Source organism: Kitasatospora sp. NPDC059795, assembly GCF_042732175.1.
In the GTDB taxonomy this organism is placed as follows: Bacteria; Actinomycetota; Actinomycetes; order Streptomycetales; family Streptomycetaceae; genus Kitasatospora.
In genome coordinates this window covers 59,366-71,966 of record NZ_JBHWID010000007.1, presented here as the reverse complement: position 1 = coordinate 71,966, position 12,601 = coordinate 59,366, and the positions used below count along the sequence as shown (strand labels likewise).

Below are 12,601 nucleotides of genomic sequence, written 5' to 3'. Positions count from 1 at the left end.
GGCGACGCCCTCGGCCTCGGCGGAGGCGTTGGCCAGACCGGCCGAGCCGAGGACCAGGCCGGCGGCGGCGACGGAGAGGACCGCGGCCTTCTTGAAGTTGCGCATGGTTCTTCTTCCTCACGTTCGGTCCGACCGCGAATGGTCGGGTGCCGGGCGATTGGCATCATCGCCCGCTGTTTTCGGGATGCGCCGTGAATGTCACTCACGCGGCCCAAGACCCGCGTGTCGCCGGTGGCTTGGGCCGCGCGAGTGCCCACGTCGACGACCGCTTCCGCACGGTCGGCGGAAACGGTCGCGTGCGGGGCGGGGAATCAGCCGCCGTTGACGCAGGTGTTGCCGAAGGCCGGGTTCAGCAGGCCGACGACGTTGATCGTGTTGCCGCACAGGTTGACCGGAACGTGCACCGGGACCTGGATCTGGTTGCCGGAGACGACGCCGGCCGAGTTGGCCGCGACACCCTCGGCGCCGCTGCTGGCCATGGCCGCGCCGGCCCCGCCGAGCAGCAGGGCCGCAGCGGCCGCGGAACCGAAGGCGCCGTAGGCGAGCTTGCGCATGATGAAGTCTCATTTCTTGCGGTGGATCGGGTTTCGCCAGGAAGAACGAACCAGTGCGGCGGTGGAAACGGGCGGGTTCCGCGATCGTTCGAACCGTTCACCCGAATGCTCCGGTTACGCCGGACGGGTGATTGTCGGAAGAGCATCGCAACTGATCCGGCGTGGCTTCGTTGGCCCAGTGCACGTCCCGTGTGCTTCCTTCCGGTAGCCCCGGCGCGGCAATTGGAAGATCTGATTTATCGAGGAGACTCAAATGAGCATCAAGAAGGCTGCCGCGGTCGGCGCCGCCGTCGTGGGCATCGTCGCCGCCGGTGCGGGTTCCGCCATGGCGAGCAGCGAGGCCGAGGGCGTCGCCGCCGGTTCCCCCGGTGTCGTGTCCGGCAACCAGGTCCAGGTCCCGATCCACATCCCGGTCAACCTGTGCGGCAACTCCATCGACATCATCGGTCTGCTGAACCCGGCGTTCGGCAACACCTGCGTCAACGGCGGCTGATCCAAGCCCGCCGGCAGATCCCGGGCCGCCGTCCGCACCTCCTCGTGGGGTGCGGGCGGCGGCCCAACTGCGTTTCTGCGCCTGGTTTCTGACGGTGTGCGGCGGGCGGCGGTCGTATCGCGCCGCGAGTCTTGTTGTGTTACCTGTCAGTACCTAGCATGTGAGCCTGCCTCATGTTCGCCGGGTTCCGGCCCGGTCCCCCCATGCTCCGCGCCGCCCGGCACCCGTCGGGCGTACCCCCACCCCCGCAAGGAGTCATGAGTGTCCAGGACACCTATGGTCCGCCGCAGGCCCCCCGCCCTGCTCGCCACCGCCGCGCTGCTGGCCGCCCTCGGTCTCGGCACCGGCCTCGGCACCGCGGCCACCGCCCAGGCCGCCTCGCCCAGCGCGGGCAAGCCCGCCGCGATCGTCGCCCTCGGCGACAGCGCGATCTCCGGCGAAGGCGCCGGCACCGACACCAACGACGACTACATGCCCGGCACCGACACCCCCACCAACTACTGCCACCGCTCCACCAAGTCCGAGATCTTCACCACCCAGCTCCCCGGCGTCACCCCGGTCGACCTGGCCTGCTCCGGCGCGCAGACCGGCGACCTGGTCAGCGACCCCGAGCTGGCGAAGATCACCGGACCGGGCAGCGGCGACTTCGGCGAGGCCAAGCAGGACGTCCAACTCGCCGCCACCGCAGCCAACTACGACGTGAAGATGGTCGTCGTCACGATCGGCGCGAACGACGACTTCGAGTTCGCCAACATCATGATGTCCTGCCTCGCCCAGTACTTCCCGATCCCGCAGTCCCAGGGCTGCCGGGACACCATCGGCAGCGCCGAGATCACCCGGCGCGCCGCCGGGGTCAAGCCCAAGGTGACGGCCGCGCTCACCAACATCCGCAACACCATGCGGAAGGCCGGCTACTCCGACGACTCCTACCAGCTCGTCTACCAGTCGTACTTCAACCCGATCACGCCCGACATCCGCCGCAACGACTACGCCGGCAAGGTCGCGGACGGCTGCCCGGCCTTCCCCGAGGACCTCGCCTGGGGCCACAACTGGGTCGTCCCCACGCTGAGCGACGCGCTGCGCGAGGCCGCCTCCGGCGTGCCCGGCGTGCGCTACCTCGACCAGCGGCGGGTCGCGTTCGGCCACGAGGTCTGCGCGGAGTGGACCAGCTCGCCGTACGAGTACACCAACGGCGACGTGATCGACCTGTCGGAGAGCACCCGCAACGGCTGCGACACCCCGATCTCCATCCCCGGCCTGTGCATGAACAACGTCCGCCAGTCGTACCACCTGCGGGTGGCCGGGTACGCCGCCGAGGCGGCCTGCCTACGGCAGTTCTACCAGCAGTCCGGACTGCCCCAGGCGTTCTGCTCGCTCAACCAGCAGAACACCACCTCGATCACCGCGCTCACCCCCGGCAAGCCGTTCCCGGACACCCCCGAGGACGGCGCCTGGTACCAGCTCACCAACCAGGCCAGCGGCAAGGTGCTCGACCTGTCCGGCGGCGGCACCTACGGTGACTCCACCAACGGCCGGGCCGCGATCACCTACTCGGCCACCGGCGGACTCAACCAGTCCTTCGTGTTCGAGATCAAGGCCGGCGGCTCCTTCGAGCTCGACTTCAGCGGCAACCGGGACATGTGCCTGGACGCCTCCGGAGCCTCCACCGCCCCCGGCACCCAGCTCCAGCAGTGGCGCTGCAACGGCGGCGGCAACCAGCACTGGATCCTGCAGCCGGTCGGCGACGGCACCTACAAGCTGGCCGACTCCCAGGACCCGACCAAGCTCGCCACCGCCTCCGCCAAGACCGACGCCAAGGGCAACGCGCTGGTCCAGCTGGCCGCCGACGACGGCTCCGCCGCGCAGCACTGGCAGCTGACCAAGCTCGGCATCGTCTACCTGCACGGCTGATCGGGTGCGGGCTGCCGCTCCGTCAGCCCGCGCCCAGTCGGGCGGCCGCACCCGGTGGCATCGGGTACGGCCGCTCCGGCGGCAGCAGCGCGGCGTCCCTGGTGGCGTGCAACTCCCGTGCCAGCGGCGTCAGATCCTCGATCCGCACCAGCCACTCGGCGGTGTAGCGGCGCACCAGCTCGCCGCTCAGGCCCAGTTGCAGCGAGCGGTGCGGCAGCGGGCGGAGGTGCAGGTCCCGCTCCGGGTCCCACTGGACGCGGGCGCCGCTGCGCCGCAACTCCCGCTGCCAGTCCGCCTTCGAGGCGTGCACACCCGGCCGGTAGCTGCTGAGCACCGCCGCCTCCAGTGCGGCGTCGAAGCCCTGCCGGGTGATCACCACGCCGAGGATCCGTTCCTGGCCCTCGCCGCGCGCCCAGTCGCTGCGGTGCATCAGCCAGCGGAACGACGGCTTGATCCACGTCATCCGGTCGTGCCTGAAGGTGTCGGGCCAGCGTCCGTCGGCCACGGCGGCGTCGGCGATCTCTGGGCGGAACGCCTGGTAGACCGTCACCGTCCCGTCGTCGTAGCGGGCTCTGATCTGCTTCTTCGGCACCTCGTCCATGCGCCTCATCCTGTCCGGGGCGGCCCGCGTCCGCGCGCGAATTTCCGCTTGCCCCGGGCCTCGGCAGGGCCGGAGGATCGGCGGCATGGACCTGCTCGACCAGCTCGAACCCGACCGTCCGCTCACCCCGTTCGCGGTGGACCGGGCGGCCGTCGAGTCCTGGCTGGGCGTGCGACTTCCGGCTGACTACTGGGAGTTGACGCGGTTCGGCACGGTGGTGGTCGGTGGGGCGATCGTGCTGTCGGCGGCCGATCGGGAGTACCTCGGGATGCTGCCGTGGGCCAAGAGCGGCCTGCGGGCCGATCTGCGCGAGGCCGGCCTCCCACCGCTTCGGCTGCACCCCGTGCCCGGTGGACTGCTGCCCTGGGGCCACACCGTGAACGGCCGGACGTCCCTGCTGTGGAACACCGCCGACCCGGAGCCGGACAGCTGGACGGTGGTGCTCTGCGACCCCGCCCGGTCCGAACCGCTGCTCGACTCCGGGCTGACGCTGACCGCCTTCCTGGAGACGGTGATCCTCGACCGGGTCGGCCGGCTCGGCCCGCTGCCGGCCACGGTCGCGCCGCACTGGAATCCGCCGGTCGCCGGGATTCCGTCGCCGCGTCCCGAACTCACCGCGGCCGAACGGGAGTTCGCCCTGCGCGGCCCGGCCGGCCCGGCCGCGCTGCGGTTGCTGGTGCCGCCGCCCCCGGCGGCCGGCTGCGACTGGGAGCGGGTGTTCGACCGGCTGGGCACTCGACTGCCGTCCGACTACCGGGAGTTGATGGACGCCTACGGCGGCGGCTGCTGGTCGCACTGGTTGCGGCTCGCCCCGCCCGGGGGGCTGGCCGGGCTGCCCGAGCTGATCGGCCGGTCCGGTCCGGGCCCGTGCTGGCCGGAGCCGGACGGCTTCCTGGTGATCGGATCGAGCATCGACACCGACCGGATCGGCTGGCTGACCGTCGGGCCGGACCCGGACGCCTGGCCGGTGGCGGTCCGCCCCCGGCACGTCCGCGAGGAAGTGCGGCTGTCCGGTGGACTGGTGGAGGTGCTCGTCGGGTGGCTGCGGGGCGGGCTGGACGTGCCCGGGCTGCCGGGGCTGGACCCGGACGACGACCCGTTCGAGTGCGCCGGGTTCGAACCCTTGATCGAGACCCCCCGACTGGTCTAGTCCTGTCGTTGACAGCGGCGGCGGACCGGCCCGACCATGTGAGCCGTCCCACCGTGCGCTGCTTGGAGGTTCCCCGTGCCCAGCCCCTCCGCGGCCGACTTCGTCGCCGCCGCCCGTGCCGCCATCGACCGGGTCAGCGGCTCGCAGGCCGACCAGGTCGCGCGGGCCGCCGAGCTGATCGCCGACGCGCTCGCGGCGGACGGCATCGTGCAGGCGTTCGGCACCGGGCACTCCGAGGCGTTCGCGATGGAGCTCGCCGGTCGGGCCGGCGGACTGGTGCCCAGCAACCGGATCGCGCTGCGCGACGTGGTGCTGTTCGGCGGCCGGCCGGTGGAGGTCCTGGACGGCTCCGAGCTGGAACGCGGCACCGAACCCGCCGCACTGCTCTGGGAGTTGACCGCCCCGCACCCGGCGGACGTGTTCGTGCTGGCGTCCAACTCCGGCGTCAACGGCTGCGTGGTCGAACTCGCCCGGCTGGCCAAGGAGAACGGCCACCCGCTGATCGTCGTCACCTCCGCCGAGCACACCGCCGGCGTCCGGCCCAAGCACCCGTCCGGCCTGCGGCTGCGCGACTACGCCGACGTGGTGCTGGACAACGGCGCGCCGTTCGGCGACGCCGTCCTGCCGATGGCGGGCGGCGGACGGGCCTGCGGCATCTCCTCGATCACCGCCGCGCTGCTCGGCCAGCAGATCATCGCCGAGGTGATCCGCCGGGTCGAGGAGAACGGCGGCGTCCCGCCCGTCTACCTGTCGGCGAACATCCCCGGCGGCGACGAGCACAACAACGCGCTCGAAGCGCGGTACGCCGGCCGTATCCGCCGCACCGCATGACCGCCCCCGGGCAGCCGCTGGTCCTCGGCCTCGACGTGGGCGGCACCAGCACCCGCGCCCTGGTCGCCACCCTGGACGGCCGGGTCCTCGGCACCGCGCACGGTGCCGGGGGCAACCCGGTCGCGCACGGCACGGAGGTCGCCGTCCGGGAGATCGGCGGGGCCGTCCGGGCCGCGCTGGCCGGGCTCGACCCGGCCCGGGTGACGGCCGCGGTGATCGGCCTCGCGGGCAACTCGCTCGCCCCGCCGGAGCTGTCGGCGCTCTGGCCGGCCACCGGACTGCCCATCGCCCCGCGGTTCGTCGACGACGCCGAACTCGCCCACGCCGCCGGGAGCCCCGCCGCCGACGGCACCCTGCTGCTCAGCGGCACGGGCGCGATCGCCGCCGAGATCCGCGACCACGAACTGCGCCGCACCGCCGACGGCCACGGCTGGCTGCTCGGCGACCGCGGCTCCGGCTGCTGGCTCGGCCGCGAAGCGGTCTCCGCCGCGCTCACCGCCGTGGACCGCGCGCTGCCGTTCGACGGCACGCCGCTCCGGCTGCCCGGCCTGGCGGGTGCGATCGCGGAGGCGCTGCTCGGGCCGGAGGGGCTTTGCGGGCAGGGCGGTTCGAGCGGCTCGGGTGCTTCGGGCGCTTCGGACGGCTCGGGTGGCTCCGGCGGCTCCGGCGGCTCCGGCGGTTCGGGGCGCGAGCCGCGGGCCGCGCTGATCGCCGCCGCCCATGCCGAGGCGCCGGCCCGGCTGGCCCGGTTCGCCCCGGTGGTGCTCGACTGCGCGGCGGCGGGCGACCCCGTCGCGGTCGATCTGGTCGACCGCGCCGCCGGCCACCTGATCGACACTCTCGCCCTGGTCCGCGACCCCGACTCCCCGCTGCCCCTGGTGCTGGCCGGCGGCCTGCTCACCTCCGCGACGCCGCTGGCCGCGCAGCTGCGCCCGCGGCTGGCCGCCCGCTGGCCGGAGGCGACCGTCTCCACCGCCGGCAACGGCGCCGGCGCGGCCGCCTGGCTCGCCGCCCGGACCTTGGGCCGCGGGACGGAGGAGCTCCACCGCCGCCTGACAGCCTGAGCGGGTCGGCCGGCCCGGGGCGCGGTCAGTGGCAGGTGACGGCCCCGGGCGTGACCCGGTCGGCCGGGGCCTTCTGCGGGATGCCGTCCTGCGGGCTCCGGACCGGACGTTCCGCCGTGCCCCTGCTGCGGCTCCGGACCGGCCACCAGGGGCGAGCGATCCGCCCGGTCGGCAGGGCGATCTCCGCCCACACCCACTTCCCGGTGCGCTTGCGGATCACCCCGTGGGCGAGGGCGAGTTCGGCGATCAGCAGGATGCCGCGGCCGGACTCGGAGTCCCGGTCGGGGCGGCCGGCCACCGGTACGGAGGGGGAGGTGTCGTAGACCTCGATGACGGCCCGATGGTGCAGCGGATCGGTGTGCACGCCGACGGTGACGACCGGGCCGGTGGCGTGGCGGACGGCGTTGCCGAGCAGTTCGGAGGTGACCAGATCGACCGTCAGCTGGGTGTCCTCGTCCAGGGGAGCGCCGCCCCAGGCGGTGATGAGTGCGCGGACCCGGCGGCGTCCGGTGGCGACGGTGGCGGGCTCGCGGGGCAGTGAGAACCATCGACGGTGCACGGACATGGCGGGCTCCTCATGCGGATTCGCTCGATGAACGCTCGTGGGACGGAGACTCGGCAGCCGATATGAGGGTATGTCAGATTTCAGCATCTCTAGACAAGCTGAAATCTCTAGAGATGTCAATGCATCGAGGGGCGGACCGGCGTACCGTGCGTAGGATGTCTAGAGAGGGGAAGGAAGCCCGCCGCCATGACCAGTAGCCCCCGAGCCACCCAGCCCAAGTACCAGCGCATCGCCGAGGACCTCAAGCGCGACATCGACTCCGGTCGCTACCGTCCCGGTGACCGGCTGCCGGGCGAGAACGACCTGATGGTGACGTACGGCGTGGCCCGGATGACGGCCCGCCAGGCGCTCGGTGTCCTGCAGACCGAGGGGATAGCGGAGGCCCGCAAGGGGGTGGGGGTCTTCGTCCGGGAGTTCCGGCCGATAAGGCGTCGCGGCATCCAGCGGCTGTCCGGCCGGAACTGGGGCAGCGGCTTCTCGGTCTGGTCGACCGACATAGGGCCCCGCGACCTGACGGTGGACCAGCTGACCGTCGCCGAGCGGGAGGTCCCCGAGGAGATCGCCGCCGTCCTCGGCCTGAAGACGGGCGAGTCGGCCTGCGTACGCAGCCGCCGCTTCGTGCTGGACGGCAAGCCGGTGCTGCTCTCCGAGTCCTACCTGCCGGCCGCGCTGGTGACCGGCACCCGGATCACCGACCCGGACACCGGCCCCGGCGGCACCTACGCCCGGCTCGCCGAACTCGGCCACAAGCCGGTGCACTTCCAGGAGCACATCCGCTCCCGGATGCCCGCCGGCGACGAGGCCGAACGCCTCGCCCTCGCCCCCGGCACCCCGGTCTTCCTGGTGCACCGCACCGCGTTCGCCGAGGACGGCCAGGTGGTCGAGTTCAACGCGATGGTGCTCGACTCGTCCGCGTACATCCTCGAATACGACTTCGACGCCTGAGCGGCCCTGCCCCGCCTGTGGACGACCGGCCCGGGCGGACGCGCTTGTCCACAGGCCTGTGGACAAGCGGGCGCAGTCGCGGCAGCGGCCGAACAGCCCGAAAAACGCGGCGACCGCCCGCCGGACCGCGCCCTACCGTGGCGGGATGACCGGAAGACCCCGCACGTTCGCCTACGCGCCCACGCCGTGCTGGAACGCCTCCCGTCCGGCCCCGACCCCGAGGACCACCTGCTCCCCGACGGTTGGACGCACGCCCGCCTCCGCGAGGTCACCGGCAGCCCGGCGGCTCGGGCCCTCGGTCTCGACCGGACGGTCCACGGCATCGACCTCGCGCCGAGCCACATCATCGGACTCGGCCCGCTCTGCTGTGTCCGCTCGGCCGCCGACAGCTCCTGGTACCTCGGCGAACACCTCGCCGAGAGCAGGGAGTTGTTCATCCACGAGCACCTCGGCCCGGACCTGACCGAGGCGCTGCGCCGGCTCTGATCACGGGCCGTCAACCGCACCCGCCGACCGGCCGTCAGTGCAGGTCGGCGGCGAACGGATGGGTGTGGTCGCCCGGGCAGGTGAAGATGCGGAGTTCGCCCCAGCGGCCGACCTGGATGCCGGGGGTCTCGTCGCCGGCGATCGTGAGGAGCAGGGTCATCGGGCGCCCGCAGGACTCGCAGGCGGGGGTGTGCGGGTGGTTGAGGTGCCAGGTCGGCCATCCGCCGAGCTTCCAGCCGGTCACCCGGGTGATGACGTCCTTGCCCCCGGGGCCGGTGTCGAGGATCAACTGGTCGAGGGCGAGCCGGAGTTCGGCCGGAAGCTCTTCGCGGTACGGAAAGTCGACGAGGTGCTCCACGGTGAACACGCAGGGCTCCGGCAGGTATTCGGGCTCGGCGGACGCCGACGGCTCCGGCGGATCGGCCACCGGCGCCCCGGCGTGCGCGTCGGCCCGCCGCCAGCGGAGTTCGACGGTCGGGCAGAGGTCGGCCTGGCCGATCGGCGGGTCCCAGTGCTCGAACGGGCACCAGAGCAGTTGGAGCACGTCCATGCCGTCGGGCCACCACGGGCCGGGCACGTCGCGGGCGTGGATCTGGGCGAGCGGCACCATCGCCGGGCTGCCGTCGTGCTCATCGGCCTCCGGCACCGGGCAGTGCGGCCACAGCTCGCCGGCGGGCCACAGCAGCGGGCCTCCGATCGAGCTGTCGGTGACCCCGGGCGCGCCGCGCTCGATCCGCAGCCGGGCGGCCGCGCGGCCGTACGGCGCGAGTTCCGGCATGCGCGCCAGGATGTCCTCCGTCGAGGGGCGCTGATGATCCACCGTCGAACCTTCCGGGTCGGGAGCGCGCACACGCTACCGGCCCGGACCGACGGGCGATCAATTCGACGGGGACGGCCTCAGGGCCAGACCAGGCAGTACAGCTGGTGGCCGGCGTCGTGCAGGCGGTTGGCGAAGTCCTGCCACTCGTGCAGCATCTGGTAGATGACGAAGGCGTCCCGCGGGCCGCGGCGGTCGGGGACGGTGGACCAGATGAAGGCGGCGGCGCCGAGCTCGGTCTCGTCGGCCTTGCGGAGCGGTTCGACGACGGTGTGCGGGAGTTGGACCACCGCGTAGTCCGGGTGCAGGACCACCAGTTCGAGCGGCGGGACGTGGTGCAGCGGCACGCCCTGAATGCCGGTCAGCACCATCGCGCTCATCGTCTCGGGCTTGATCTTGGTGGAGAGGTGTCCGTTGCCGGAGCCGCTGGTCTCCATCAGGTCGCCGAGCCGGCCGAGCGCGCCCAGTTCGCCGGCGTCGAGGCCGAGGCCACCGGGGCCGAGCGCGGTGGGGACTCTGGCGGCGGTGGCGCGATCCGGTGCCCCGAAGTACTTGTAGGTGACCCCCACTCTGCCCTCGCCCCTCCTTCCCCTGCCCGCTTCCCTGCCCCCGCCGGTCCCGGCCGGCCTGCGGGTACGCTCCGCGGCCTCGTCGAAACCGTCCTGCCTCTCGGACACTCGGACCATCCTCACCGGAACTCGCCGGAATCGACAGACCCCCGCATGTCCGACTTTCCCTCCGGACATGCCCCTTACCCGTCTGCTTGCGCGCTACACGAGCGCGCGTTACTCGACCTTACCTTCGCCACAGGCAGTGAGGGGAGCAGCACACGGATCATCGTTCCAGATGATCGGGCCCGACATGCAGAACGCAAAGACACGATTTGAGACCATGTTCGGGTAAGAGAGGCTCCAGGCCACCCCGCGGACCCAACGGATGAGCGAGTGATGAGCTACCCGTACGAAGCACCCCAGTCCCAGTCGCTGTTCGAGCGCGCCTTGGCGGTCACCCCCGGCGGCGTCAACTCGCCGGTGCGGGCCTTCCGCGCGGTCGGCGGCACGCCCCGTTTCATGGTGTCCGGCAGCGGCCCGTACCTGACCGACGCCGATGGCCGCGAGTACGTGGACCTGGTGTGTTCCTGGGGCCCGATGCTGCTCGGCCACGCGCACCCGGCGGTGATCGAGGCGGTGCAGCAGGCGGTCGTCCGCGGCACCTCCTTCGGCACGCCCGGCCAGGGCGAGGTCGAGCTCGGCGAGGAGATCGTCGCCCGGATCGCCCCGGTCGAGCAGGTCCGCCTCGTCTCCAGCGGCACCGAGGCGACGATGTCGGCGATCCGACTGGCCCGCGGCTTCACCGGCCGCGCGAAGGTGGTCAAGTTCGCAGGCTGCTACCACGGTCACGTGGACGCGCTGCTGGCCGCCGCCGGTTCCGGCGTCGCCACCTTCGGCCTGCCCGACACCCCGGGCGTCACCGGCGCGCAGGCCGGCGACACCATCGTCCTGCCGTACAACGACCTGGACGCGGTGCGTGCCGCCTTCGCCGCGCACCCCGGCGAGATCGCCTGCGTGATCACCGAGGCCTCGCCCGGCAACATGGGCGTCGTCCCGCCGCTGCCCGGCTTCAACGGCGGCCTGGCCGAACTGTGCCGGGAGAACGGCGCGTTGTTCATCTCCGACGAGGTGATGACCGGCTTCCGCGTCTCCAAGGCCGGCTGGTACGGCCTGGAGGCCGCCCACGAGGGCTGGGCGCCGGACCTGCTGACCTTCGGCAAGGTGATGGGCGGCGGCTTCCCCGCCGCGGCGTTCGGCGGCCGCGCCGACGTGATGGCGCACCTCGCCCCCGCCGGCCCGGTCTACCAGGCCGGCACGCTCTCCGGTAACCCGATCGCCACCGCCGCCGGTCTGGCCCAGCTGCGCCACTGCACCGACGAGGTGTACGCCACCGTCGACAGGGTCGCCGCCGAGGTGTCCGGCCTGGTCACCGAGGCGCTCTCGAAGGAGGGCGTGGCACACCGCCTGCAGACCGCGGGCAACATGTTCTCGGTCTTCTTCACCGACGAGCAGGTCACCAACTACGACGAGGCCCGCCGCCAGCAGGCGTTCCGCTTCAACGGTTTCTTCCACTCGATGCTGAGTCAGGGCGTCTACCTGCCGCCGTCGGCGTTCGAGTCCTGGTTCGTCTCGTCCGCGCACGACGCGCGCGCGATCGAGCGGATCGCCGCCGCCCTGCCCGCCGCCGCCCGTGCCGCCGCCGAGGCCACCGAGGAGTCCAAGTGACGGACAACAAGAAGGACATCACGGTCGTCCACGTGATGCGGCACGGCGAGGTGCACAACCCGGAGGGCGTGCTGTACGGCCGCCTGCCGGGCTACCACCTGTCCGAGCTGGGGCGGCAGATGGCCGAGCGGGTGGCCGACCACCTGAAGGACCGCGACATCACGCACGTGGTGGCCTCCCCGCTGGAGCGCGCCCAGGAGACCGCCGAGCCGATCGCCAAGGCGCACGGCCTGGAGGTGGCGGCCGACCCGCGGCTGATCGAGGCGGAGAACATCTTCGAGGGCAAGACCTTCGGCGTCGGCGACGGCTCGCTCCGCAACCCGGCGTACTGGCGCTACCTCACCAACCCGTTCAAGCCGTCCTGGGGCGAGCCGTACATCGACCAGGTGGTGCGGATGATGGGCGCGATCGCCGGCGCCCGGGACGCCGCGCGCGGGCACGAGGCGGTGTGCGTCAGCCACCAGCTGCCGATCTGGATCCTGCGCTCGTTCGCCGAGCGCCGCCGGCTGTGGCACGACCCGCGCCGCCGGCAGTGCTCGCTCGCCTCGTTGACCAGCTTCACCTTCGAGGGTGACCGGATCGTCTCGATCGGCTACCGCGAGCCGGCCCGCGACCTGCTGCCGGCCCACCTGGTGGGCAAGGGCAAGAAGGGCGACAAGCCGGTCGGGAAGAGCTTCGGGGCCTGACCCGTACGGCTTCGGGACGTTGCTCACACCGGTGCCCCGCGGGGTAAACACGGCGAGCGACGGAATGCCCGAATTAAGACGATCATAAGTGGAGTTTCCGCAGGTCGTGGGGGGGGCGGCCGGCAAAGGCGGGCCCCCCCAAAAAAGGCCGGAGTTGCCGGGGAAACATTTAACATGGGATTGGGCCCCCCCCCCCCCCCCCCCCCCCCCCCCCCCCAACGG

14 protein-coding genes are annotated in these 12,601 nt (G+C 72.5%); 9 read left to right on the top strand and 5 right to left on the bottom strand.

The window, feature by feature from the left end; genetic code table 11:
* Positions 1 to 311: 311 nt before the first annotated feature.
* Positions 312 to 554: a chaplin gene (locus ACFV4P_RS16315; RefSeq protein ID WP_380471545.1), complete on the bottom strand. Its 243-nt coding sequence runs from the start codon at positions 552 to 554 to the stop codon at positions 312 to 314.
* Between the two features lie 253 nt (positions 555 to 807).
* On the opposite strand from ACFV4P_RS16315, the gene ACFV4P_RS16310 reads away from it, so the two are divergent.
* Both ACFV4P_RS16310 and ACFV4P_RS16305 read left to right on the top strand, forming a co-directional pair.
* Positions 808 to 1,047 carry a chaplin gene (locus ACFV4P_RS16310; protein ID WP_380471543.1) on the top strand — a complete coding sequence of 80 codons (240 nt, stop codon included), beginning with the start codon at positions 808 to 810 and terminating at the stop codon, positions 1,045 to 1,047.
* A 261-nt stretch (positions 1,048 to 1,308) separates the two neighbouring features.
* A complete protein-coding gene (locus tag ACFV4P_RS16305; protein WP_380471541.1) occupies positions 1,309 to 2,958 on the top strand; it encodes an RICIN domain-containing protein in 1,650 nt (549 codons plus the stop codon).
* 22 nt (positions 2,959 to 2,980) lie between these two features.
* Here the strand turns inward: ACFV4P_RS16305 and ACFV4P_RS16300 are convergent, their stop codons facing one another.
* On the bottom strand, positions 2,981 to 3,559 hold the full coding sequence (locus ACFV4P_RS16300; RefSeq protein ID WP_380471539.1) for a DUF4291 domain-containing protein: 579 nt from the start codon (positions 3,557 to 3,559) through the stop codon (positions 2,981 to 2,983).
* A gap of 85 nt (positions 3,560 to 3,644) precedes the next feature.
* On the opposite strand from ACFV4P_RS16300, the gene ACFV4P_RS16295 reads away from it, so the two are divergent.
* The 3 genes from ACFV4P_RS16295 (at position 3,645) to ACFV4P_RS16285 (ending at position 6,604) form a co-directional block, all read left to right on the top strand.
* The gene (locus tag ACFV4P_RS16295) at positions 3,645 to 4,709 is read left to right on the top strand and encodes a hypothetical protein (protein ID WP_380471537.1); all 1,065 of its coding nucleotides are present in this window, start codon (positions 3,645 to 3,647) and stop codon (positions 4,707 to 4,709) included.
* A gap of 75 nt (positions 4,710 to 4,784) precedes the next feature.
* Positions 4,785 to 5,540, top strand: coding sequence for a sugar isomerase domain-containing protein (locus tag ACFV4P_RS16290; protein WP_380471535.1), 756 nt, complete (start codon positions 4,785 to 4,787; stop codon positions 5,538 to 5,540).
* A complete protein-coding gene (locus tag ACFV4P_RS16285) occupies positions 5,537 to 6,604 on the top strand; it encodes an N-acetylglucosamine kinase (protein WP_380471533.1) in 1,068 nt (355 codons plus the stop codon). Before ACFV4P_RS16290 ends, ACFV4P_RS16285 begins: the two co-directional genes overlap by 4 nt.
* A 25-nt stretch (positions 6,605 to 6,629) precedes the next feature.
* Here ACFV4P_RS16285 and ACFV4P_RS16280 read toward each other — a convergent pair whose 3' ends face one another.
* Positions 6,630 to 7,169, bottom strand: a complete 540-nt coding sequence (locus tag ACFV4P_RS16280; RefSeq protein ID WP_380471531.1) for an ATP-binding protein — start codon at positions 7,167 to 7,169, stop codon at positions 6,630 to 6,632.
* Between the two features lie 186 nt (positions 7,170 to 7,355).
* Here ACFV4P_RS16280 and ACFV4P_RS16275 point away from each other — a divergent pair, with 186 nt between their 5' ends.
* Positions 7,356 to 8,114, top strand: a complete 759-nt coding sequence (locus ACFV4P_RS16275; protein WP_073807794.1) for a GntR family transcriptional regulator — start codon at positions 7,356 to 7,358, stop codon at positions 8,112 to 8,114.
* Between the two features lie 186 nt (positions 8,115 to 8,300).
* A complete protein-coding gene (locus ACFV4P_RS16270; RefSeq protein ID WP_380471529.1) occupies positions 8,301 to 8,600 on the top strand; it encodes a hypothetical protein in 300 nt (99 codons plus the stop codon).
* Between the two features lie 34 nt (positions 8,601 to 8,634).
* Here the strand turns inward: ACFV4P_RS16270 and ACFV4P_RS16265 are convergent, their stop codons facing one another.
* Together ACFV4P_RS16265 and ACFV4P_RS16260 are read right to left on the bottom strand one after the other, a co-directional pair.
* Positions 8,635 to 9,378, bottom strand: coding sequence for a hypothetical protein (locus tag ACFV4P_RS16265; protein WP_380471527.1), 744 nt, complete (start codon positions 9,376 to 9,378; stop codon positions 8,635 to 8,637).
* Positions 9,379 to 9,497: 119 nt separating this feature from the next.
* Complete coding sequence (locus ACFV4P_RS16260) at positions 9,498 to 9,986, bottom strand: hypothetical protein (RefSeq protein ID WP_035863661.1); 489 nt, start codon at positions 9,984 to 9,986, stop codon at positions 9,498 to 9,500.
* A 378-nt stretch (positions 9,987 to 10,364) separates the two neighbouring features.
* Between ACFV4P_RS16260 and hemL the strand changes: the two genes are divergently transcribed.
* A complete protein-coding gene (gene hemL / locus ACFV4P_RS16255; RefSeq protein WP_380471525.1) occupies positions 10,365 to 11,693 on the top strand; it encodes a glutamate-1-semialdehyde 2,1-aminomutase in 1,329 nt (442 codons plus the stop codon).
* A gap of 35 nt (positions 11,694 to 11,728) precedes the next feature.
* A complete protein-coding gene (locus ACFV4P_RS16250; protein ID WP_073808347.1) occupies positions 11,729 to 12,379 on the top strand; it encodes a histidine phosphatase family protein in 651 nt (216 codons plus the stop codon).
* Positions 12,380 to 12,601: the final 222 nt, after the last annotated feature.